The sequence below is a fragment of the Symbiobacterium turbinis genome (genome assembly GCF_055383075.1).
This window is the reverse complement of the sequence record NZ_AP042433.1, coordinates 3,019,089-3,038,863: the sequence shown is the minus strand read 5'-3', so window position 1 is coordinate 3,038,863 and position 19,775 is coordinate 3,019,089. Positions and strand designations below refer to the sequence as shown.

The following is a 19,775-nucleotide window of genomic DNA, read 5'->3' as shown; positions in this document are numbered from 1 at the left end:
CCATGAAAGTCTCTCTCTTCATCACCTGCCTGGCCGACCACTTCGCCCCCCAGGTCGGCGAGGCGGTCTACCGGCTGCTCCGGCGCCACGGGGTCGAGGTCGACTTCCCGGAGGGCCAGACCTGCTGCGGCCAGCCTTCCTGGAACACCGGCCACCTGGACGACGCCCGCGATTTCGCCCGGCTCTACATGAAGGCCTTCGCGAAGAGCGAGTACATCATCCAGCCCTCCGGCTCCTGCGCCGGCCACGTGCGCTACTTCTACCCCGAAATGTTCCCCGAGGGATCCCGCGAGCGGCAGGAGGCCATCGCGATCGGCCGGCGCACTTACGAGTTCACCGAGTTCATGGTGCGCGTGCTCGGCGTGAAGGACGTCGGCGCCCGCTTCCCGGGCAAGGCAGTCTTCCACAACAACTGCCACATGCAGCGTGAGCTGAAGGTTCAGGAGGAGCCCCTGGAGATGCTGCGCTGCGTGCGCGACCTCGAGATCCTGGAGCTGCCCCGCCCCGACCTCTGCTGCGGCTTCGGCGGCGCCTTCTCCATCAAGCAGCCCGAGATCTCCACCGCCATGGCCGACGACAAGGTGGACGCCATCGCGGCCACCGGCGCGAACCTGATCGTCAGCTCTGACCTGGGCTGCCTCATGCACCAGGGCGGCCGCATCGAGAAGCGGGGCCTGCCCATCCGCACCCTGCACATCGCCGAACTCTTGTGGGAGGGGGTTCAGCAGAATGTCGGCTAAGACACCTTTCCTCGAGCGGGTCGAGAAGGCCCTGGCGGACGACCACCTGCGCGGGGCGGTCCGCTACACCGCCGAGAACCTGTACCTGAAGCGGAAGGCCGTCATGGCCGACCTCGACGTCCTGGCCGAGAAGGGCGAGGCCCTCGGCAACTTCGAAGAGCTACGGGCCCGGGCGCAGGAGATCAAGCGGCACACCCTCGCCCACCTCGACGCCTACCTGAAGCAGGCTGCGGAGCAGATCCGGAAGAACGGCGGCGTGGTCCACTGGGCGAAGGATGCCCGCGAGGCCAACCAGATCGTGCTGGAGATCTGCAAGAAACGCGGCGCGAAGAAGCTCATCAAGTCCAAGTCCATGGTCACCGAGGAGATCCACCTGAACCAGGCCCTCGAGGCCGAGGGGATGGAGATCGTGGAGTCCGACCTGGGCGAGTACATCATCCAGCTCGCCAGGGAGACCCCGGCGCACATCGTCATCCCGGCCATCCACAAGACCCGCCGGCAGATCGCCGACCTCTTCGGCGTCGTGGCCGGGCGGGAGCTGGCCACCGACACCAAGACGCTCGCAGGGTTCGCCCGCGCGACCCTGCGCCAGAAGTTCATGACCGCAGACGTGGGTGTGACGGGCGCCAACTTCGTCGTCGCCGAGACGGGCACCCTCTGCCTGGTCACCAACGAGGGCAATGGCCGGCTCACCTCCTCCGTGCCCCCCTGCCAGATCAGCGTGGTGGGCATGGAGAAGCTGGTGCCCCGCCTGGAGGACCTGGCCGTCATGCTGAACCTCCTGCCCCGCAGCGCCACAGGTCAGAAGATCACCACCTACTTCAACATGATCACCGGCCCCCGCCGCCCCGGCGAGCCCGACGGGCCGGAGGAGCTGCACGTCATCTTCCTGGACAACGGCCGCTCCAACATCCTGGCGACCCAGTACCAGGAGGTGCTCTCCTGCATCCGCTGCGGCGCCTGCCTGAACTCCTGCCCGGTCTACCGGCAGCTCGGGGGCCACGCCTACGGGTCCATCTACCCCGGGCCCATCGGCACCGTGCTGACGCCGCTCCTGCAGGGCTTCGACCAGTGGGATGAACTGCTGCAGGCCTGCAGCCTGTGCGGCGCCTGCGCCGAGAACTGTCCGCTGGGCATTCAGCTGCACAAGCACATCATCCGCCTGCGCGGGGAGGCGGTGGCACAGGGCCGCGAGCACCCGCTCATGCGCACGGCACTCAAGGCGGTCCACTTCGCCTGGACCCGCCCGGGGGTTTACAAGTTCGTCGCCCGGTCTGCGCACCTGGGCGTGAAGCCCTTCACCCGCAGGCGGGAAGACGGCAGCGAATACCTCGACAACCTGCCCTCCATCGCCGCAGGCTGGACCAACAGCCGCACCATGCCCGCCCCGGCCCGCAAGCCCTTCCACCAGCGCTGGGCCGAGCTTCAACGAGAGGAAGGTGCGAAGTAGATGACCACTGAGCAGGACTTCCTGGCCAGGGTGGCCGAAAAGCTCGGCCGCAGCCCCGAAAGCGCTCCGCCGCCGTTCCGGCCGTCAGAGCCGCTGCCGGACATCGGCCCCAGGGGGAAAGACGCGCTCGCGGACCGGTTCCAGATGGAGCTGGAGAAGATCAACGGCGTCGTGCACCGGGTGAACGACGCCTCCGAAGTGGCCCCGACCATCGTGAGGATCCTGAATGAAGCGCCGGCGGCTGACCCGGGCAAGTCCCGGACAGGCGACCAGGAGGGTGCCAGGACCGCCGGGCGGACGGTGGTCCGCTGGGCCGATCCTCTGCTCGATGAATTTGACATCGACCGGGCCCTGGAGCAGGCCGGCTGGCAGCCGGTCGCGTTCCGCCAGGGCGACGACGGCCGGGCCTTCGTGGCCCGCGTCGAACAGGCCCACGCCGGAATCGTCGGCTGCGACGCGGCGATCGCTGAGACGGGCACCATCGTGCTCGGCAGCTCGCCCCTGGGCGGCGCGGAAGGGAACGGCCGGGGCAGCGGCGATGCCCGCGGTAACGGCAGCGCCGGCGGCCGGGGCCGCACAGTGAGCCTGCTGCCTCCGGTGCTGATCGCCCTGCTGCGGAAGGAGCAGATCGTCTTCGACAGCGCCCAGCTCTTCCGGCGCCTGGCCCGGGCCCCCATGCCGTCGCAGGTGATCTTCAAGTCGGGGCCCAGCCGCAGCTCTGACATCGAGAACGACCTGACCATCGGCGTCCACGGCCCCGGCGCGCTGCACGTCATCCTGCTGTAGCGGAACCGGACCCAGACGCCGCACAAGGCGGCCCCCGAGCCTGACGCCCGCCTGAGTTCAGACACCACCGTGAAGCTTCCATCCTCAAGAAATCAAGCCCCAGCCTGTGCCCAGGCTGGGGCTTGTGCCTATGCGTTTAGTCCTTCTTCTCCTCATCCAGGGCGCCGGCGGCCCGCAGGCGGGCCACCGCACGGCGCAGGGCCGCCTCCGCACGGGCGTAATCGATGTTCTCGGCCCGCTGCCGCAGCCGGGCCTCTGCCCGCCTGCGCGCCTCCATGGCCCGCATCACATCGATGGACTCCGCCAGCTCGGCGGCGTCGGCCAGGACGGTGATCCGGTTGTCCGAGACCTCCGCAAAGCCGCCGGTCACGGCCGCACGCTTGTAGACGCCGTCCTGCTTGTAGCGGAGCACGCCGATCCGCAGGTTGGCGACCATGGGCGCATGGTTCTTCAGGATACCCATCGAGCCGTCCACCACTGGGATGACGACGGCGTCCGTGGGGGCGTCCTTCAGCACCGTGCGCTCAGGCGTGATGATGGTGATCGACATGTCGGCCATGCTAGCTCACCTCGGCCAGCAGCTTCTTGCCCTTCTCCACCGCCTGCTCGATGGTGCCGACCATGTAGAACGCCTGCTCGGGCAGGTCGTCGTGCTTGCCCTCCAGGATCTCCTTGAAGCCCTTGACGGTGTCCTTGATGTCGACGAACTGGCCGGGGAGGTTGGTGAACTTCTCGGCCACGAACATCGGCTGCGAGAGGAAGCGCTCGATCTTACGCGCCCGGGCGACGAGGAGCTTGTCTTCGTCGGAGAGCTCATCCATGCCCAGAATGGCGATGATGTCCTGCAGCTCCTTGTACCGCTGCAGCACCTGCTGCACGCCGCGCGCCACCTCGTAGTGCTCCCGGCCCACGATGTTCGGGTCGAGGATGCGGGAGCTGGAGTCGAGCGGGTCCACGGCCGGGAAGATCGCCTTCTCGAACACAGCGCGGGAGAGAACCGTGGTCGCGTCCAGGTGGGCGAAGGTCGTGGCCGGCGCCGGGTCGGTCAGGTCGTCGGCCGGCACGTAGATGGCCTGCACCGAGGTGATCGAGCCCTTCTTCGTGGTCGTGATGCGCTCCTGCAGGTAGCCCATCTCGGTCGCCAGCGTCGGCTGGTAGCCCACGGCGGAGGGCATGCGGCCCAGCAGCGCCGAGACCTCGGAACCGGCCTGCGTGAAGCGGAAGATGTTGTCGATGAAGAGCAGCACGTCCAGGCCCATCTCGTCGCGGAAGTACTCGGCCATCGTCAGGCCGGTCAGCGCGACGCGCATACGGGCGCCGGGCGGCTCGTTCATCTGGCCGAAGACCATCGTCACCTTGTCGATGACGCCGGCCTCGATCATCTCGTGGTAGAGGTCGTTACCCTCACGGGTGCGCTCGCCCACGCCGGCGAAGATCGAGTAGCCGCCGAACTTGTAGGCGATGTTGTGGATGCAGCTCCTGAATCAGAACCGTCTTGCCCACGCCGGCGCCGCCGAACAGGCCGATCTTACCGCCGCGGGCGTAGGGGCACAGCAGGTCGATGACCTTGATGCCGGTGGGCAGCATCTCGGTAGCCGGGTCCACGTCGGCCACGCCGGGGGGCTCACGGTGAATCGGCAGCGAGACCGGGCTCACAACCGGCTCCTTGCCGTCGATGACCTCGCCCAGCACGTTGAACATGCGGCCCAGGACCGGCTCGCCCACGGGCACCGTGATCGGCCCCAGGGTGTCGACAACGGTCTCGCCCCGCCGCAGGCCGTCGGTGGAGTCCATGGCGATGCAGCGGACCTGGTTGTTGCCCAGGTGCTGCGCCACCTCCAGGGTCAGGTTGATGTCGCCCCGCTCCCCGCCGTTCCGGATCACGAGGGCGTGGTTCAGCTTAGGCAGATGGCCATCCGGGAACTCCACGTCGACGACGGCGCCCATAATGGCCAGAATCTTGCCAGTCGGGTTGCTCACTGCGGGTCTCCCTCCTCTATTCAGGAAGCAGGCTTAGCCCTGAAGGGCGTTGGCGCCGCCCACAATCTCGGAAATCTCGTTGGTGATCGCGGCCTGGCGGGCCCGGTTGTACGCCAGCGTGAGCTGGGCGATCATCTCTTCCGCGTTGTCCGTGGCGTTGCCCATCGCCGTCATGCGGGCGCCGTGCTCAGACGCCTTGGACTCCAGCAGAGCCTGGTAGAAGATCGTCTCGGCATACCGGGGCACCAGCGTATTCAGCACCTGCTCGGCGGAAGGTTCGTAGATGTACTCCACCAGCCCGTGGTCGTCCTCAGACTCCTCCGGCTGGATCGGAAGCAGCTGCACCTCCACCGGCCGCTGCGTCACGGCGTTGACGAACTCGGTGAAGACCAGCCGCACCTCATCGACCTCACCCGACATGTACAGGTCGACAATCTTCGACAGAATGGACCGCGACATGGCGAAGGTGATGTTGTCGCCCAGCGGCACGAACTCCAGGACGGGCTGGATCCGGCGCTTGACGAAGTAGTCGCGGCCCTTGCGACCGATGGTGATCACCTTCGCCGGCCGGCTCTCCGCCTCCAGCGCATGGTGCGCCTTCCGGATCACGTTGATGTTGAACGAGCCGGCCAGGCCCCGGTCGGCGGTGATGACCACGTAGGCCACCGTCGGCGTGCCCTCCGTGCGCCGGTGCAGCAGGGGGTGGTCGGCGCCGGCCCCCGCCTTGACCAGGCGGCCCAAGGTCTTCGAGAGCTCCCGGGCGTACGGGCGGGCGTTCTGCGCCCCCTCCTGGGCCCGGCGCAGCTTGGCGGCGGCCACCATCTTCATCGCCTTGGTGATCTGCTGCGTCGACTTTACGGCCCGAATCCGCCGCTGTACTGCCTTCTTGTTCTCAGCCAACGTCTCTCACCACCCTTACTGGTTGGCGGCAGCGCGCTGACCGTAACCCTTCTTGAAGGCTTCGACCGCGGCCCGGACCTCCGCCTCGAGATCCTTCCACTTCTCCACCGGGAGCCGCTTCAGCAGATCGGCGTGATTGGCCTTGAAGTAGGTGTGCAGCTCCTGCTCGAACGCCGCCACCTCGCTCAGCTCCAGGTCGTCCAGGTAGCCGTTGGAGGCCGCGAAGATGGAGAGCACCTGCAGTTCCACCGGCAGCGGCTGGTACTGCGGCTGCTTCAGGATCTCCGTGGTGCGCTGGCCGCGGATGATGCGGGCCTGCGTCGCCTTGTCCAGGTCAGAGCCGAACTGGGCGAAGGCGGCCAGCTCGCGGTACTGCGCCAGGTCGAGCTTCAGCGTACCGGAGACGCGCTTCATCGAGTCGATCTGCGCCGCGCCGCCCACACGGGAGACGGAGATACCGACGTTGATGGCCGGACGAATACCGGCGTAGAACATGTCGGTGTCCAGGAAGATCTGCCCGTCGGTGATGGAGATGACGTTGGTCGGAATGTACGCGGACACGTCGCCCGCCTGGGTCTCGATGATCGGCAGGGCGGTGAGCGACCCCGCGCCGTACTCGTCGCTCATCTTGGCAGCCCGCTCCAGCAGGCGGGAGTGCAGGTAGAACACGTCGCCGGGATAGGCCTCACGGCCGGGCGGACGCCGCATCAGCAGCGACATCTCGCGGTAGGCGACGGCGTGCTTGGAGAGATCATCGTAGACGATGAGGGCGTGCATGCCGTTGTCGCGGAAGTACTCGCCCATCGCGCAGCCTGCGTACGGGGCGAGGAACTGAAGGGGAGCAGGATCGGAGGCCGTCGCCGCGACGACAATGGAGTACTCCATGGCGCCCGTCTCTTCCAGCTTCTTCACCACGCCGGCGATGGTGGAGGCCTTCTGGCCGATGCCGACGTAGATGCAGATGCAGTTCTGCCCCTTCTGGTTGATGATCGTGTCCACCGCGATGGCGGTCTTGCCGGTGCCGCGGTCGCCGATGATCAGTTCGCGCTGACCGCGGCCGATCGGCGTCATCGAGTCGATGGCCTTCAGGCCGGTCTGCAGCGGCTCGTGCACCGACTTACGCGTGATGACGCCCGGCGCCTTCCGCTCGACGGGCAGGTAGGTGTCGGTCTCGATGGGCCCCTTGCCGTCCAGCGGCTGGCCCAGCGCGTTGACGACGCGGCCGATCAGGGCCTTGCCCACCGGCACCTCCACAACGCGCCCGGTCCGCTTGACCTCCATGCCTTCCTTGATGTCCGCGTCGGGACCCAGAATCACGACGCCGATGTTGTCCTCTTCCAGGTTGAAAGCCATTCCCATGATGCCGTTGGGGAACTCCAACAGCTCGGAGGCCATGCAGGACTGCAGGCCGTACACACGGGCGATGCCGTCGCCAACCTGGATGACCCGGCCGACGTTCGAGATTTCAATCTCGGTGGAGAAACGCTCAATCTCCTGCTTCAGAATTGAGGAGATCTCCTCTGGCCGAATGCTCATCCCCGTGTCACCCCTCAATGACGTTGGATTGCGTACTGATCAGCCGCTCATGCATGCGGCGCAGGCGGGTACGCACCGAGCCGTCCATCAGCGTATCGCCCACCCGCACGGCCAGGCCGCCGATCATTTCGGGGGCGACCTGGGTCCTCAGCTTCACACGTTTGCCCAGTTTGGCGCCAAGCCTGGCCTCCAGGTTCCGCGCCGTCTCCTCCTGCAAAGGAACGGCAGAACGGACCTCGACCTCCACGAACCCGAGGGCTTCGTTGGCCAGGTCCTGAAACGCGCGATAGATGGAGGGCAGGTACGGCTCCCGCCGCTTCTGCACCACCACGAAGAGGAAGTTCAGCACCAGCGGGGAGACCTTGCCCTCAAGCACGCCGCTCAGCACTTCGCGCTTCTTGGAGGGCGAGACCATCACGTCGTTCATGAAGGCCCGCAGGTAGCCGTCTGCCTCGTACATATTGACCACGAGCTCGAGCTCGCGGTTGGTTTGGTCCAGCAGCCCTTTCTCCTGGGCCAGTTCGAAGAGGGCCCTGGCATAGCGCCGGGAGATGGCGTGGTTCAACATCAGTGCTTCGCCACCTCTGCCACGAAGCTGTCAGCGAGCCGCCGCTGCTCTTCGGTGTCGAGGTTCTTCTCGATCACCTTTCCGGCCACCGCCACCGCCAGGTTGGCGACCTCAAGCCGCAGTTCGGCCAGAGCCTTCGCCTTCTCCCGCTCGATGGTCTTGGTGGCGTTCTCCAGGAGCTCCGACGCCCTGGCCCGAGCGTCGGCCTCGATCTGCTCCTTCGTGGCCGTCGCGTTCTTCACGGCCGTATTGATGATCTCCTGCGCCTCGCGCTGGGCGTTGGCGATCTGCGCCTCAAACTCCCGGCGCAGCCGCTCGGCCTCTGCCCGGTCCTCGGCCGCCTTCTTCAGGTTGTTGTTGATCTCATCTTCGCGGGCCTGAATGGCGCCGAGGAGGGGCTTGTAGAGGAACCGGTGCATGCCCCAGAGCAGGATGGCGAAGTTGATAATCGTCCAGATCAGCTCGTTGGGCTCGGGGAAAATATTGATGTCCTCAGCGAGCGTGAACAGAAAGATGTCCAAAAAGAGTTCCCCCCTCTCTAGTAGGGGGCGACCGGAGGTGACTAGCCCCGGGTCGCCCCCTTCGAGCCTAAACCCTACCGCCGAGCATGAAGATGATCAACAGACCGATCAGCAGGCCGTAAATCGCGATGGCCTCCATCAGCGCGAGCGCAACGATCAGCGCGCCACGGACGTCGTTGGCGGCCTCGGGCTGGCGCCAGATGGCGTCCATCGCAGAGGCGGTCGCCTTACCCTGCGCCACGGTAGCGCCGATCGCGGCGACCGAGATGCTGAGGGCGGCAGCAATAGCGACCCAGGCAAGATTGGTCATGGTGCGGATTCCCCTCCTTCTCTAGCCAGAGAGTCATTTCGTAAAGTGTTCGGGCGCGAAGGCCCTCTTAGTCAATCCTCCCTTTGGGTAAAGGAAGGGAACGCCTTCCCTAGAGGGGGAGGAAAGCTAAACCTTGGCTTGTCAGTGCCCTACTGGGCGGGAACCGGCTCGTGTTGCGCCTCCCCTTCCGGGTCAGGCATGTGGGCCTGGTGCGATTCCAGCACGGCGCCGATGTAGATGGCGGTCAGGGTGGTGAACACCACCGCCTGCAGGGCGCCGAACACCAGGCTCAGCACCATGATGGGAATCGGCGCGATCATCGGAGCAAGGAAGATGATCACCGCCAACAGCGTCTCTTCGCCGAAGATGTTGCCGAAGAGACGGAGCGACAGCGAGAACGGGTGCACAAACTCTTCCAGAAGCGAGAGGGGACCCAGGTGCAGCAGGTGCTTGATCCAGCCGCCGGTGCCCAGCGTGCGGATGGCGATCACCTGGACGGCGATGGCCACCACGATGCCGAGCCCCAGCGTGGTTCCCCAGCGGCCCGTCGGCGCAAAGAGCCCGTAGCCGACCGTGGGCACCACACCCAGGTAGTTGGATACAAGAATGAAGATGAACAGCGTGCCAAGCAGGGGCATGTACTGCCGAGCGTACTGGCGGCTGCCGATGAAGGAGGCGAACCAGCCCTCCAGGAAGTCGGTCAGCAGCTCCAGGGAGCCACGCAGCTTGGTCTGGCGGCCGCTCAGCACGGCCCGGTTGATGACAAACGCCACTGCAAGCAGGCCGGCCACGATCAGCCACTGCGTGATGATCATGTTGTTGATCTCGAAGAGGGTACCTTCGAACAGCACCGGGAAGGGTGTGTGAATATGGAACTCCCGCGCGCCCCCCGCTTCGGCGAGGCTGAACAAGAATGTTGTCACTCAAATTTCCCCCCCTTCCGGGCGTAGACGTGGAAAAGAGAGGCTTTGACGGCCGCCGTGATCGACAGCGCCGCTGCCACCAGGGAGTGCACGTTGCGCACGATCAGGTAGAACAGGATCAGCGCAGCGGCGTCGAGCACGTACCGCACAAAAAAAACAGCGCCAATACCGCGCAGTGAGTCCACACCCGCGGCCCGGTTATTGGCCATCTTCCGAAAGAGCAGGAGGTTGCATGCAAAGCCCCAAACGCATCCGAACAAGACCCCTGCCAGCACTGCTGCCACGATGACCCTCTCCCCCTGACCGGGGTCAGGGCTCTCCATTCGACCTCTTCTGCCTGGCCTCTTCTTTCGCCGCCTTCGCCGCCCGGTCGATGGCCTTCAGCCGGCGCAGAAGGCCGTTGAACGCCACCGCGAGCCCGAGAAGGATGCCGGCGATCAGAAACAGGGGTGCGGTATTCAGCCGGCCGTCCAGCCACCACCCCAGTCCCCCGAAGATCCCCAGGGAGGCCAGCAGCGTGTAGCCGAAATCGATCGCCGCAAATAGGTAGGGTGAACGCCGGGGGGATCGGCGATACACTCTGGCGCTACCTCCTCCGCCAGAATCCGCTGAAATCCCTAGTGCCGATTATACTAAGGTGACTGGTAAAAGACAAGGCGGAAACCGGTCACGGGCCTGTCAAGCCAAAGTGGGTACGTCTCACTTCCAAAAGTGTTCTGTATAAAGCTGGTTCTTGAACGGACGCTGACTACCGTTCTCGTTTTTTACCTGGTCACCAGACCCGCAAACCCCCTGAACGTCTTGGAGTATCCTCCGCTGTTGTTGCGACCGGCGTTCAGGATCGGCATGCGTGCATGCCGGGCAGCATCGACTCCCCGGCCTACGGTCTCACGAACCCGATGGCGCACTTTCTCCGCAGCCGCGTTCACAGATTCAAGCCCCAACGCACGCTCAACGTACTGTACGGCCCCCCGTAAAGCGCCGCGATAATATGCTGCCATCACCTGCAGCATTGCCATCAGGCCACTTTCCGACCAGCTCCGCCCCACCTTCCGCAGCCGTGCCGAATACCGCTCCACCGCCCCTTCCGCGGCGCCCACGCCGCGTAACCCCTCAACGTTGACGCCCCGCTCTTGCAGCCGAATACGGTAATCTCGAATTGACTCCGGCATCGTCCTGAGGTCGGCCAGCAGCCGGCGCATCTTCCCACGACGATCCGTGTCGGTCTCGGCTTTATGCGCTTCATCCAGCACCGCCAGCAACCGTCCAGCATCGTTTGCTTCAAGTGCAGCGTGTGCCTGCTCTAAGCGCTGGGGCCGGTGGCGCAGCACATGGTTTAACTCCCGCTTCAGGTGGAACCGATCGATCTGGTACAGCGCCTTGGGAAACCACGTCACGCCCTCCCGGATCCACAACGCCCGGTCCCCGTTGATGATCACCCAGGTCTCGCTTAGGTCGTACTCGCTCTCCAGAAGCTCGCTCAACTGCTCCCAGCTATCCCTGCCCGGTTCGGGCACGAAATCGCGCCGGTTCACCAGGCTGTACTCCTTACTACCTGGGCCTCGCTGGATCCAACCCTCATGAATCACAAACAGCCGGACTTCTGCCTTCTTGCCACGCTGACGAGCTGGCCAGAACCCGTCTGCCTCGATGAACAAGACCCGCACACGTCGGGTACCGGCCAACGTCATCTGCTGCTGTTTTTCCGCCGCTGCAAGCGCCCTTCCGGTCTGCAGGTTCCACTGCCGAATCGCTTCATGGCTGACAAACACCTGGCAATCCCGCCGCTCCAGCTCTGCCGCAGCACCCCGGTACGATCCAGCTGTCACAGACGCTTCAACCGCATCTGCCCTTACCGAGTCACTCACCCGCTGCCGTTTCGCTATTCCCAACACCTCATCCAGCAGGAACACGAAACGCTCTTCCTCGCGGTCCCAGTAGTAGCGGCGCTGGAACGTGATCGGCCCGAACTTGGTGACGACGTTTCGGGACCGCATTTCCTTGTACACATACCGACTCGGGTCTCGGCTCTCGTACAGCGCCGTGTCAATCGCAGAGAGCGCCTCGACCAAAGCCTCGCGGAAGCAGTCGAGTGTCTGTTGCCAAGCCAAACGTTCAATCTCCTGAAAGGAGAAATCCACCGCAGCACGAATTTGTTCCATGACGAGAGATGACCCTCCTCGTGTTGTTGTTGGCCAATCTCAACACTTTGGAAGGGCACATCTCTCGTCCTGCTATTTCAGGAGAAAAAATGTGTTGTACCCACGAAAACTTTACTCACACACCGGTCACGTTAATCTGATTGAAGTATTCCATGTGGTTAACCAGGTGATAACGAGTGGGCATATAAGGGCAGCTTCTTGCAGCCGGGTACTAAGCCATAAGACCCACCTCGGCCCAATGGCCTCGGCCTGCTGACCAGGTCAGCCTGAGACCTAGCCCCCGGCCCTGCGTCTCCCACCCGGCCCTGCGTCTCCCCCCTGCCCTGCACGTCGGCCTCGGCGCCGCGCGTCACTTTCCGGGTACGAACTCGCCGGGCTTCTCCGGGAGGAACCCGAAGTGCCAGGCCAGGTACTCGGCGATCCGCCGGCTCGCCTGCCCGTCGCCGAAGGGGTTCTGCGCCCGGGCCATCCGCTGGTGGAGCGCCTGGTCGGTCAGCAGCCGCTCGCCGGCGGCGTAGACCCCCTCGTAGCTGGTGCCCGAGAGCAGGATCACCCCTGCCTCCAGGGCCTCCGGCCGCTCGGTGGTCTCACGCATCAGCACGTGGGGAACGCCCATCGACGGCGTCTCCTCCTGAATGCCCCCCGAGTCCGTCATTGCCATATAGGATTTGGCAGCCAGGTGAATCATATCGGGGTACGGCAGCGGATCCAGCAGCAGAATGCGCGGGTGGCCGTCCAGAATCGGCCAGGCCAGCTCCCGCACCGCCGGGTTCAGGTGGACGGCATAGATGAGGAGCACGTCGGGGAAGCGATCCACCAGATCGCGGACCGCCCGGAACATGTTCCGCATGGGCTCCCCCAGGTTCTCCCGGCGGTGGGCCGTCATCAGCACCACCCGGTGGCGGCTGAAGTCCACCTGCCGGAGCGCCTCCACGGTGAAGGTGTGCGGCTGGCCCAGCACCGTGAGGGCGGCGTCGACGCCGGTCTGCCCGGTCACGAAGATCGTCGCGGGGTCGACCCGTTCCGAGACCAGGTGCTCCCTCGCACGGGGGGTCGGCGCGAACTGGATGTCGGCGATGATGCCCGCCATCCGCCGGTTGATCTCCTCAGGGTAGGGGTTGTACTTGTCGAAGGTGCGCAGCCCGGCCTCCACGTGCCCCACGGGGATCTTGTGGTAGAAGGCCGCCAGCGCCCCGGCCGCGGTGGTGCTCGTGTCGCCGTGCACCAGCACCAGGTCCGGCCGCTCCCGGTCCAGGAGCTGATCCAGGCCGGAAAGGGCGCGCACCATGATGTCCGTCAGCGTCTGCCGGGGCTGCATGATGGCCAGGTCGTGGTCGGCCGCGAGCCCGAAGGCCGCGAAGACCTGGTCCAGCTGCTCCCGGTGCTGCCCCGTGGAGACCACCACCGTCTCGAACCATTCCGGGTGGCGGCGCAGGGCCTGCACCACCGGCGCCATCTTGATGCCCTCCGGGCGGGAGCCGAATATCGTCATCACCTTCCGGCGCTTTGCCAAACCTTCTCCTCCTCGTCTCTCCCCGGCCGTGCGGCGGGCCGGGGGCTGCCTGCTGCTATCCTGGAAAAGGGGTAAGAGGTCTCCCTCCTACCCCCTTCTCCCCTATGTTCCCACAATCAATGGCCCGGATGCTTCTCCCGGGGCTCCGTGACCGCCAGCAGCCCCAGACGGCGGGCTGCCGCCAGCACCACGGCCAGAACGATGCCCACGATAACCATCGCCTCGGCGAAGTTCACCTCGGTCAGGGCCACCGCGGAAAGCCCCAGAGCTGCCGACACCCCCCACATGACCAGCACGGTCTTCCGGTGGGAGAGCCCGAGCCTCAGGAGCCGGTGGTGCAGATGGTCCTTGTCGGCCTGGCCGATGGACCGCCCGCCGGCGAGCCTCCGCACGATGGCGAAGGCCGTGTCAAAGATGGGCACCGCCAGGGCCAGCACCGGCACCAGCACCGAGACCGCCAGGGCGCTCTTCATCACGCCCTCCACCGAAACCGCCGCCAGCGTGAAGCCCAGGAACATCGAGCCGGCGTCGCCCATGAAGATCTTGGCGGGATTAAAGTTGTACCGCAGGAAGCCGACCGCCGAACCCGCCAGCGCTGCCGAAAGCAGGATGGCCGACGGCATGCCCTGCTGCAGCGAAACCACCAGCAGCGTGAGCGCCGCGATGGTGGAGATGCCGGCCGCCAGGCCGTCGAGGCCGTCGATGAAGTTCATCACGTTGATGAACGACACGATCCAGAGGATCGTCAGCGGCCCCGCCAGCGGGCCGAACGAGACCCACTTGTCGCCCAGCGGGCTGTAGATCGCGGTCACCTGCAGCTGCCACGCCGGAACGTAGACGAGCAGCGCGGCGATGGCCAGCTGGCCCAGGAACTTCACCTTCGGCCGCATGGGCACCCGGTCGTCACGGATCCCCAGCAGCACCAGCAGGCCGCCGCAGACCAGAATGCCCACCACCTGCGGATCGCGCAGGCCGCCCGTCAGTATCATCGCCACGGCGAAGGCCAGGTACATCGCGAGACCGCCCAGGAAGGGCTTGGGTTCGGTGTGGACGCTCCGATTGACCACCGGGGCCACTGTACCCGTGCGCAGGGCGAGTCGGCGCGCCAGGGGCGTGAGGATGAGCGACGCCACCAGCGCCACCGCGAAGGCGATGCCTGCGTGCTGCAGCATGTTGACTCAACTCCTACACAGGGTCCGTCGACATGGACCCAGGCAACATAATGCCTGACTCCGACCCTCGTTATTCTAAGCGCGAAGCGTGAGCTTGTAAAGATTAGGAATGGCTGGAAGGAGCAAACCGTTCCATCTTAACGCCCGCCTGCCGGGCCATTTCGAAGCCAATCTCTTCCGTGTAGCTGTCCATGTACACAATGCGCTCAATTCCCGCCGCAATCAGCATCTTGGCGCAGTGGACGCACGGGCTGCTGGTGACGTAGCAGGTCGCCCCGCGCAGGTTGATGCCGTGCAGCGCAGCCTGAATGATCGCGTTCTGTTCCGCATGGATCGCCCGCACACAGTGGCCGTCCACAATCAGGCAGCCCACGTCGGTGCAGTGCGGCAGCCCCGATGGCGACCCGTTGTAGCCGGTGGTCAGAATACGCTTGTCCCTAACTAAGACGGTGCCAACCGACCGCCGGTTGCACGTCGACCGCTTGGCAACCACCTGCGCCAGTTCCATAAAATACTCGTCCCAACTGGGCCTTGCCATGGAATCCCTCCGAAGTCAAGCTCCCTACCGGACTGCCTATTTGGTCCCGAACAGCCGGTCTCCGGCGTCGCCCAGGCCGGGCACGATGTACGCGTGCTCGTTCAGGCGCTCATCCAGAGCGGCCAGGTAAATATCCACATCCGGGTGCGCCTCCTGCACCACCTTCACGCCCTCCGGGGCGGCGAGCAGGCAGAGCAGCTTGATCTTCTTGCCGCCCCGCCGCTTGATCAGGTCCAGCGAGGCGACCACCGAGCCGCCCGTGGCCAGCATCGGGTCGAGCACGAAGAGTTCCCGCTCCCCCAGGTCCGTCGGGAGCTTGCAGTAATACTCCACGGGCTGGAGCGTCTCGGGGTCCCGGTAGAGGCCGATGTGGCCCACCCGGGCCGTGGGGTAGAGGTTCAGGATGCCCTGCACCATGCCGAGCCCGGCCCGCAGGATCGGCACCAGGCCGATCTTCTCCCCGGCCAGCCGGCGGCATTTCGCACGGGCGACCGGCGTCTCCACCTCCACCTCCTCCGTCGGCAGGTCCCGGGTCACCTCGTAGGCCATCAGCATGGCCACCTCGTTGACCAGCTCCCGGAACTCCTTGGGACCCGTCTCCTTGTCCCGGATGATGCTGAGCTTGTGCTGAATCAGTGGATGGTCAATGACAACAACCCGTGACATCGCGCTCGCTCCCCCTACTGCAGTTCATAGACCGCACGGGCCCCGCCGATCAGCTTCGGCCGCGTCCGGGCCGCCACCACCCGGGCGTGCCCGATGGCGGCCGTCTTCAGCCTGACCGGCACGGCCACCCGCCGGAGGTGCATGCCGATCAGGGTCAGCCCAATGTCCAGTCCCGCATCGGCCCTGATCTCCTCCACCACCACCGCGTTCGGCATCCGCCGCATGGCCCGGGCCGCGAGCGCGCCCCCGGCCTGCGGCACCGGCACCACGGTCACCCGCTCCCAGCCGTACCGCTCGGCCGCGGCCCGCTCGACCACCAGCGCCCGGTTCAGGTGTTCGCAGCACTGAACGGCCAGGTGGACCCCGGCCGCCTGCGTCGCCTCCAGCAGCGGCTCCAGGATCGCCTCTGCCACGGCGTCGCTCCCGGCGGTGCCGATGCGCCGTCCGATCACCTCGCTGGTCGAGCAGCCCACCACGAGCACCTGCCCCGGCGTCAGGCCGGCCACGGTCAGCAGCTCCTCCACCGCCGCCCGGGTCTGTGCCCGCACCGCCGCCAGCAGGTCCTCCTCAACCGGCTGCCCGTCGCGTAACTGCTGCTCCTCCGCCGCCGGCTGCCCGTCGCGTAACCGCTGCTCCTCCGCCGCCGGCTGCCCGCCGCGTAACCGCTGCTCCTCCGCCGCCGGCTGCCCGCCGCGTAACCGCTGCTCCTCCGCCGCCGGCTGCCCGTCAGCTACCGGCCGCTCCGCTGCCACTGCGACCCCTCCTAACCCCTCTCCAACAGGCGGATCTTCTCCACCCGGCGGGCGTGGCGCCCGCCCTCATGCTCGGCGGTGAAGAAGGTCCGCACGATCTCCTCAGCCACGCCGGACCCCACCACCCGCGCCCCGATGCAGAGCACGTTCGCATCGTTGTGCGCGCGGGCCATGCGAGCCGAGTAGACCTCGTTGCACAGGGCCGCCCGCACGCCGGCCACCTTGTTGGCCGCGATGGACATGCCCAGGCCGGTGCCGCAGATCAGGACGCCGCGCTCGTACTCGCCGGCCGCGACGCCTTCCGCCACCTTCTGCGCATAATCAGGGTAGTCACAGGAGTTCCGGTCGTGGGTGCCCAGGTCCGCCACCTCGTGGCCCAGCGACTCCAGGACCGCGATCACCGTCGCTTTCAGGTCGAAGCCGCCATGATCGCTCGCCACGGCCACCTTCACTGCGTTCCACTTCCTTCCCGGCGAATTCGCTCAACTACAGCTTTCAGCAGATGCTCCAGCGCCCGCGCGGTCTCCTCGTAAACCTCCAGGGACCCGCCGAAGGGGTCCGACAGGTCGCCCCCGGTCCCGGCGTACTCCGCCAGGGTGAAGATGCGGTCAGCGTGCGCAGGAAACCGGGTGCGCAGGGCGTCGCGGTGGGCCCGCGTCATGCCCAGCACCAGGTCATAGCCCTCCAGGCCGGCGACCGTCTGCGACCGGTGGCCGCTCAGGTCGATGCCCCGCGCCTGCATCGCCGCCACGGCGTTGCCGGCTGCGGGCAGGCCCGGAAAAGCGCCCGTGCCGGCCGAGTCGACCTGCAGCTCCCACCCGGGGTCGGCGCGCCGCCAGATCTCACGCAGCAGCGCCGCCGCCATGGGGCTCCGGCAGGTATTGCCCGAGCAGACCAGCAGGACCTTCTGCACCTTCATATCTTAATCACCCGCCCGCCGGCCGCCCGGCGCAGGCGGTTCATGATGGCCAGCCCCAGCCCCTCCTCGGGCACCCCTTCGGCGATGATCACATCGACCTGGTGCCGGTCGAAGGCGCGCAGGGTGGCGAACAGGTCGCTGGCGATCCCGGCCAGGTCCCCCCTGGCCCCGTATTCCAGGACCACCGAGGCCACGTAGACGCCCCGGCTCTCGGCGCTGCACAGGATGCCCACCCGCTTCCCCTCCTCGGCGTACTCCATGGCGAGGTCGCGGATCTTCTCCTGCATCTCCAGCACCGGGCCGTCCACCAGAATCAGCGGCGCCCGGGGCGCGTAGTGCCGGTACTTCATGCCCGGCGAACGCGGCTTCTCGCACTCGCCGCTCATCGAGGCCAGCTCCACCGGCCCGATGGCCGCCTCCAGCTCCTCACGGGTCACGCCGCCGGGACGCAGGATCACCGGCGGGTCGGTGGTCACGTCCAGCACCGTGGACTCCACGCCGACGCCGGTCTCGCCGCCGTCCAGCACGGCGGGGATGCGGCCGGCCAGGTCCTCCAGCACGTGCTCGGCCGCGGTGGGGCTCGGCTTGCCGGATACGTTGGCGCTGGGCGCGGCCACGGGAACGCCCGCGGCGCGGATCAGGGCCAGGGCGACCGGGTGGTCAGGCATGCGGATGCCCACCGTATCCAGACCGCCGGTGACCTCCGGCGGCACGGCCGGTCCCTTGTGCATGACCAGGGTGAGCGGCCCGGGCCAGTAACAGTCCATCAGCCGCTCGGCCTTGGCCGGCACCGACGCCACCAGCCCTTCCAACTGCGCCGTGTCGGCGATGTGCACGATCAACGGGTTATCGGACGGACGGCCCTTCGCCGCGAAGATTCGCCCCACGGCTTCGCCGTCGAGGGCGTTGGCACCCAGGCCGTAGACGGTCTCCGTGGGAAACGCCACCACATCGCCATCCCGCAGGAGCGCTGCCGCCTTTGCGACCACCTCCGGCTCCGGATTGACCGGATCCACCTGCAACACCCGCGTACCCTGCACCAGGCGTTCCACGTTCCACCCTCCCTCTCCCGAGTCCCGTTGCATCCAGTTAATTTTCGGGGTATCCTGCGGCATTTCCTGCCCGCTATCTATACACACCAGCCCGAAGATAGCATGCGGAGTCAACCTGCCAGATCATCATGGGAAAGTGTGGGCGAAGTCCGTGTCACAACACCGCTGTGCCGTCGTCAGGACGCACAGCAAAGCGCCGCATATTCCAAAACAAAGCACAGCATCTTTCAAAGCAAAGCGCCGCACCATTCTACGATGCGACGCTTCCAAAAACCGCCCGGTCGACGCCGGCGGTATCCTTGTAGACTGCAACATCCACCAGCCCGGCCTCCCGGAACAGCCCGGCCACGGCCTGCGCCTGACCGATGCCCACCTCCACCCCCAGGAACCCGCCGGGCACCAGAAACGCCGGCGCCTCCTGCGCCAGCCGGCGGAAGAAGGACAGACCGTCCTCGCCCGCGGCAAGCGCAAGGCGCGGCTCCCAGTCGCGCACCTCGGGCATGAGCCCCGTCAGTTCGGCCTCGCTGATATACGGCGGGTTCGAGAGGATGGCCGCGAACCCACCGCCTGCCTCCGGCGGAAGCGCCGCTGCCACCGCATCATGCGGCAGCGCGGCCACCGGTCGCTCCTCTGCCGCCAGCGGCGCCAGCAGGTCGCCCTGCAGAAAGCGCACCCGGTCCGCGACGCCGTTCAGCCGGGCGTTCTCCGCGGCAACGGCCAGCGCCTCGCCGCTCACGTCCACCGCCACCACGTGCGCCTCCGGCAGCCGGTGCGCCACGGCGATGGCGATCGCCCCGCTGCCTGTGCCGATATCCGCTACCCGGAGCACACCCGCCGCCTGCGCAGCAGACCCTTCCGCCGTCGCACTCCCAGCCGACCCTTTCGCCGCCGCACTCCCGGCCAGACCGGCTGCCGCCCACGCCTCCAGTCGGGCGACCGCCTGCTCCACCAGCACGGCCGTGTCCAGGCGGGGGATGAGCACGGCCGGGGTCACGCGAAACGTGAGCCCCATGAACTCCTCCGTACCGAGGATGTACTGCAGGGGCTCCCGGGCGGCGCGGCGCGCCGTCAACTTGGCATAGGCATCAGCCGTCTCCGCGGCCAGCGGTTCCGCCTGCCGGCCCGCCAGCGCGCCGGCGCTGCAGCCCAGCAGGTGCGCCAGCAGCCAGGCGGCCTCCCGCGCCGCATCGTCCACGCCTGCTACCGCGAGTTGCGTCCTGGCCCGGGCGAGCGCCTCGCCGACCCTAATCGGACCGCTCTCCGCGGGGTTATTTGCGGGGACCACCC

At 66.6% G+C, this 19,775-nt stretch carries 22 protein-coding genes and 1 pseudogene; 3 read left to right on the top strand and 20 right to left on the bottom strand.

What is annotated here, in order from left to right; all coding sequences use genetic code 11:
• The first annotated feature begins 2 nt into the window (after positions 1-2).
• Genes ACZ45O_RS14585 through ACZ45O_RS14575 form a run of 3 tightly spaced genes read left to right on the top strand, consistent with a single transcriptional unit; the run spans position 3 to position 2,976 of the window.
• Entirely contained in the window at positions 3-740 is a 738-nt protein-coding gene (locus ACZ45O_RS14585; RefSeq protein WP_464853980.1) for a (Fe-S)-binding protein, read from the top strand.
• Positions 730-2,190, top strand: a complete 1,461-nt coding sequence (locus ACZ45O_RS14580; protein WP_464853979.1) for a LutB/LldF family L-lactate oxidation iron-sulfur protein — start codon at positions 730-732, stop codon at positions 2,188-2,190. Before ACZ45O_RS14585 ends, ACZ45O_RS14580 begins: the two co-directional genes overlap by 11 nt.
• Positions 2,191-2,976: a LutC/YkgG family protein gene (locus tag ACZ45O_RS14575; protein WP_464853977.1), complete on the top strand. Its 786-nt coding sequence runs from the start codon at positions 2,191-2,193 to the stop codon at positions 2,974-2,976.
• Between the two features lie 136 nt (positions 2,977-3,112).
• Here the strand turns inward: ACZ45O_RS14575 and ACZ45O_RS14570 are convergent, their stop codons facing one another.
• The 20 genes and pseudogenes from ACZ45O_RS14570 to prmC form a co-directional block, all read right to left on the bottom strand.
• Positions 3,113-3,535, bottom strand: a complete 423-nt coding sequence (locus ACZ45O_RS14570; protein WP_464853976.1) for a F0F1 ATP synthase subunit epsilon — start codon at positions 3,533-3,535, stop codon at positions 3,113-3,115.
• 1 nt (position 3,536) lies between these two features.
• Positions 3,537-4,923: pseudogene (gene atpD, locus ACZ45O_RS14565) on the bottom strand (F0F1 ATP synthase subunit beta).
• A gap of 66 nt (positions 4,924-4,989) precedes the next feature.
• Entirely contained in the window at positions 4,990-5,856 is an 867-nt protein-coding gene (atpG, locus tag ACZ45O_RS14560) for an ATP synthase F1 subunit gamma (protein ID WP_464853974.1), read from the bottom strand.
• A 15-nt stretch (positions 5,857-5,871) separates the two neighbouring features.
• The gene (gene atpA / locus ACZ45O_RS14555; protein ID WP_464853972.1) at positions 5,872-7,392 is read right to left on the bottom strand and encodes a F0F1 ATP synthase subunit alpha; all 1,521 of its coding nucleotides are present in this window, start codon (positions 7,390-7,392) and stop codon (positions 5,872-5,874) included.
• Between the two features lie 7 nt (positions 7,393-7,399).
• Positions 7,400-7,960, bottom strand: a complete 561-nt coding sequence (locus ACZ45O_RS14550; protein ID WP_464853970.1) for a F0F1 ATP synthase subunit delta — start codon at positions 7,958-7,960, stop codon at positions 7,400-7,402.
• Positions 7,960-8,481, bottom strand: a complete 522-nt coding sequence (atpF, locus tag ACZ45O_RS14545; protein ID WP_464853968.1) for a F0F1 ATP synthase subunit B — start codon at positions 8,479-8,481, stop codon at positions 7,960-7,962. Before atpF ends, ACZ45O_RS14550 begins: the two co-directional genes overlap by 1 nt.
• Positions 8,482-8,548: 67 nt before the next feature.
• The gene (gene atpE, locus ACZ45O_RS14540; RefSeq protein WP_464853966.1) at positions 8,549-8,791 is read right to left on the bottom strand and encodes an ATP synthase F0 subunit C; all 243 of its coding nucleotides are present in this window, start codon (positions 8,789-8,791) and stop codon (positions 8,549-8,551) included.
• 149 nt (positions 8,792-8,940) lie between these two features.
• A complete protein-coding gene (locus tag ACZ45O_RS14535; protein WP_464853964.1) occupies positions 8,941-9,714 on the bottom strand; it encodes a F0F1 ATP synthase subunit A in 774 nt (257 codons plus the stop codon).
• Entirely contained in the window at positions 9,711-9,998 is a 288-nt protein-coding gene (locus ACZ45O_RS14530; RefSeq protein WP_464853963.1) for a hypothetical protein, read from the bottom strand. The genes ACZ45O_RS14535 and ACZ45O_RS14530 overlap by 4 nt, the downstream gene beginning before the upstream one ends.
• A 25-nt stretch (positions 9,999-10,023) precedes the next feature.
• On the bottom strand, positions 10,024-10,293 hold the full coding sequence (locus ACZ45O_RS14525) for an AtpZ/AtpI family protein (protein WP_464853962.1): 270 nt from the start codon (positions 10,291-10,293) through the stop codon (positions 10,024-10,026).
• Between the two features lie 185 nt (positions 10,294-10,478).
• Positions 10,479-11,876, bottom strand: a complete 1,398-nt coding sequence (locus ACZ45O_RS14520; RefSeq protein ID WP_464852581.1) for an ISLre2-like element ISSyth3 family transposase — start codon at positions 11,874-11,876, stop codon at positions 10,479-10,481.
• A gap of 349 nt (positions 11,877-12,225) precedes the next feature.
• Entirely contained in the window at positions 12,226-13,389 is a 1,164-nt protein-coding gene (wecB, locus tag ACZ45O_RS14515; RefSeq protein WP_464853960.1) for a non-hydrolyzing UDP-N-acetylglucosamine 2-epimerase, read from the bottom strand.
• 116 nt (positions 13,390-13,505) lie between these two features.
• On the bottom strand, positions 13,506-14,561 hold the full coding sequence (locus ACZ45O_RS14510; RefSeq protein WP_464853958.1) for an MraY family glycosyltransferase: 1,056 nt from the start codon (positions 14,559-14,561) through the stop codon (positions 13,506-13,508).
• 103 nt (positions 14,562-14,664) lie between these two features.
• Positions 14,665-15,099 carry a deoxycytidylate deaminase gene (locus ACZ45O_RS14505; protein WP_464853957.1) on the bottom strand — a complete coding sequence of 145 codons (435 nt, stop codon included), beginning with the start codon at positions 15,097-15,099 and terminating at the stop codon, positions 14,665-14,667.
• Positions 15,100-15,135: 36 nt separating this feature from the next.
• On the bottom strand, positions 15,136-15,765 hold the full coding sequence (gene upp / locus ACZ45O_RS14500; RefSeq protein WP_464853956.1) for a uracil phosphoribosyltransferase: 630 nt from the start codon (positions 15,763-15,765) through the stop codon (positions 15,136-15,138).
• Between the two features lie 14 nt (positions 15,766-15,779).
• On the bottom strand, positions 15,780-16,313 hold the full coding sequence (locus tag ACZ45O_RS14495; RefSeq protein WP_464857788.1) for a TIGR01440 family protein: 534 nt from the start codon (positions 16,311-16,313) through the stop codon (positions 15,780-15,782).
• A gap of 215 nt (positions 16,314-16,528) precedes the next feature.
• Positions 16,529-16,969: a ribose 5-phosphate isomerase B gene (rpiB, locus tag ACZ45O_RS14490; RefSeq protein WP_464853955.1), complete on the bottom strand. Its 441-nt coding sequence runs from the start codon at positions 16,967-16,969 to the stop codon at positions 16,529-16,531.
• On the bottom strand, positions 16,966-17,436 hold the full coding sequence (locus tag ACZ45O_RS14485) for a low molecular weight protein arginine phosphatase (RefSeq protein WP_464853953.1): 471 nt from the start codon (positions 17,434-17,436) through the stop codon (positions 16,966-16,968). Before ACZ45O_RS14485 ends, rpiB begins: the two co-directional genes overlap by 4 nt.
• Positions 17,433-18,488, bottom strand: a complete 1,056-nt coding sequence (locus ACZ45O_RS14480; RefSeq protein ID WP_464853951.1) for an L-threonylcarbamoyladenylate synthase — start codon at positions 18,486-18,488, stop codon at positions 17,433-17,435. Before ACZ45O_RS14480 ends, ACZ45O_RS14485 begins: the two co-directional genes overlap by 4 nt.
• A gap of 250 nt (positions 18,489-18,738) precedes the next feature.
• Positions 18,739-19,773: a peptide chain release factor N(5)-glutamine methyltransferase gene (gene prmC / locus ACZ45O_RS14475; RefSeq protein ID WP_464853950.1), complete on the bottom strand. Its 1,035-nt coding sequence runs from the start codon at positions 19,771-19,773 to the stop codon at positions 18,739-18,741.
• Positions 19,774-19,775 lie beyond the last annotated feature (2 nt).

What these genes read in the sequence shown, in the direction of transcription:
- ACZ45O_RS14585 (WP_464853980.1), top strand. Translation starts at nt 3, where the DNA reads ATGAAAGTCTCTCTCTTCATCACCTGCCTGGCCGACCACTTCGCCCCC.
- ACZ45O_RS14580 (WP_464853979.1), top strand. Translation starts at nt 730, where the DNA reads ATGTCGGCTAAGACACCTTTCCTCGAGCGGGTCGAGAAGGCCCTGGCG.
- ACZ45O_RS14575 (WP_464853977.1), top strand. Translation starts at nt 2,191, where the DNA reads ATGACCACTGAGCAGGACTTCCTGGCCAGGGTGGCCGAAAAGCTCGGC.
- ACZ45O_RS14570 (WP_464853976.1), bottom strand. Translation starts at nt 3,535, where the DNA reads ATGGCCGACATGTCGATCACCATCATCACGCCTGAGCGCACGGTGCTG.
- atpA (WP_464853972.1), bottom strand. Translation starts at nt 7,392, where the DNA reads ATGAGCATTCGGCCAGAGGAGATCTCCTCAATTCTGAAGCAGGAGATT.
- ACZ45O_RS14550 (WP_464853970.1), bottom strand. Translation starts at nt 7,960, where the DNA reads ATGTTGAACCACGCCATCTCCCGGCGCTATGCCAGGGCCCTCTTCGAA.
- atpE (WP_464853966.1), bottom strand. Translation starts at nt 8,791, where the DNA reads ATGACCAATCTTGCCTGGGTCGCTATTGCTGCCGCCCTCAGCATCTCG.
- ACZ45O_RS14520 (WP_464852581.1), bottom strand. Translation starts at nt 11,876, where the DNA reads ATGGAACAAATTCGTGCTGCGGTGGATTTCTCCTTTCAGGAGATTGAA.
- ACZ45O_RS14510 (WP_464853958.1), bottom strand. Translation starts at nt 14,561, where the DNA reads ATGCTGCAGCACGCAGGCATCGCCTTCGCGGTGGCGCTGGTGGCGTCG.
- ACZ45O_RS14505 (WP_464853957.1), bottom strand. Translation starts at nt 15,099, where the DNA reads ATGGCAAGGCCCAGTTGGGACGAGTATTTTATGGAACTGGCGCAGGTG.
- upp (WP_464853956.1), bottom strand. Translation starts at nt 15,765, where the DNA reads ATGTCACGGGTTGTTGTCATTGACCATCCACTGATTCAGCACAAGCTC.
- ACZ45O_RS14485 (WP_464853953.1), bottom strand. Translation starts at nt 17,436, where the DNA reads ATGAAGGTGCAGAAGGTCCTGCTGGTCTGCTCGGGCAATACCTGCCGG.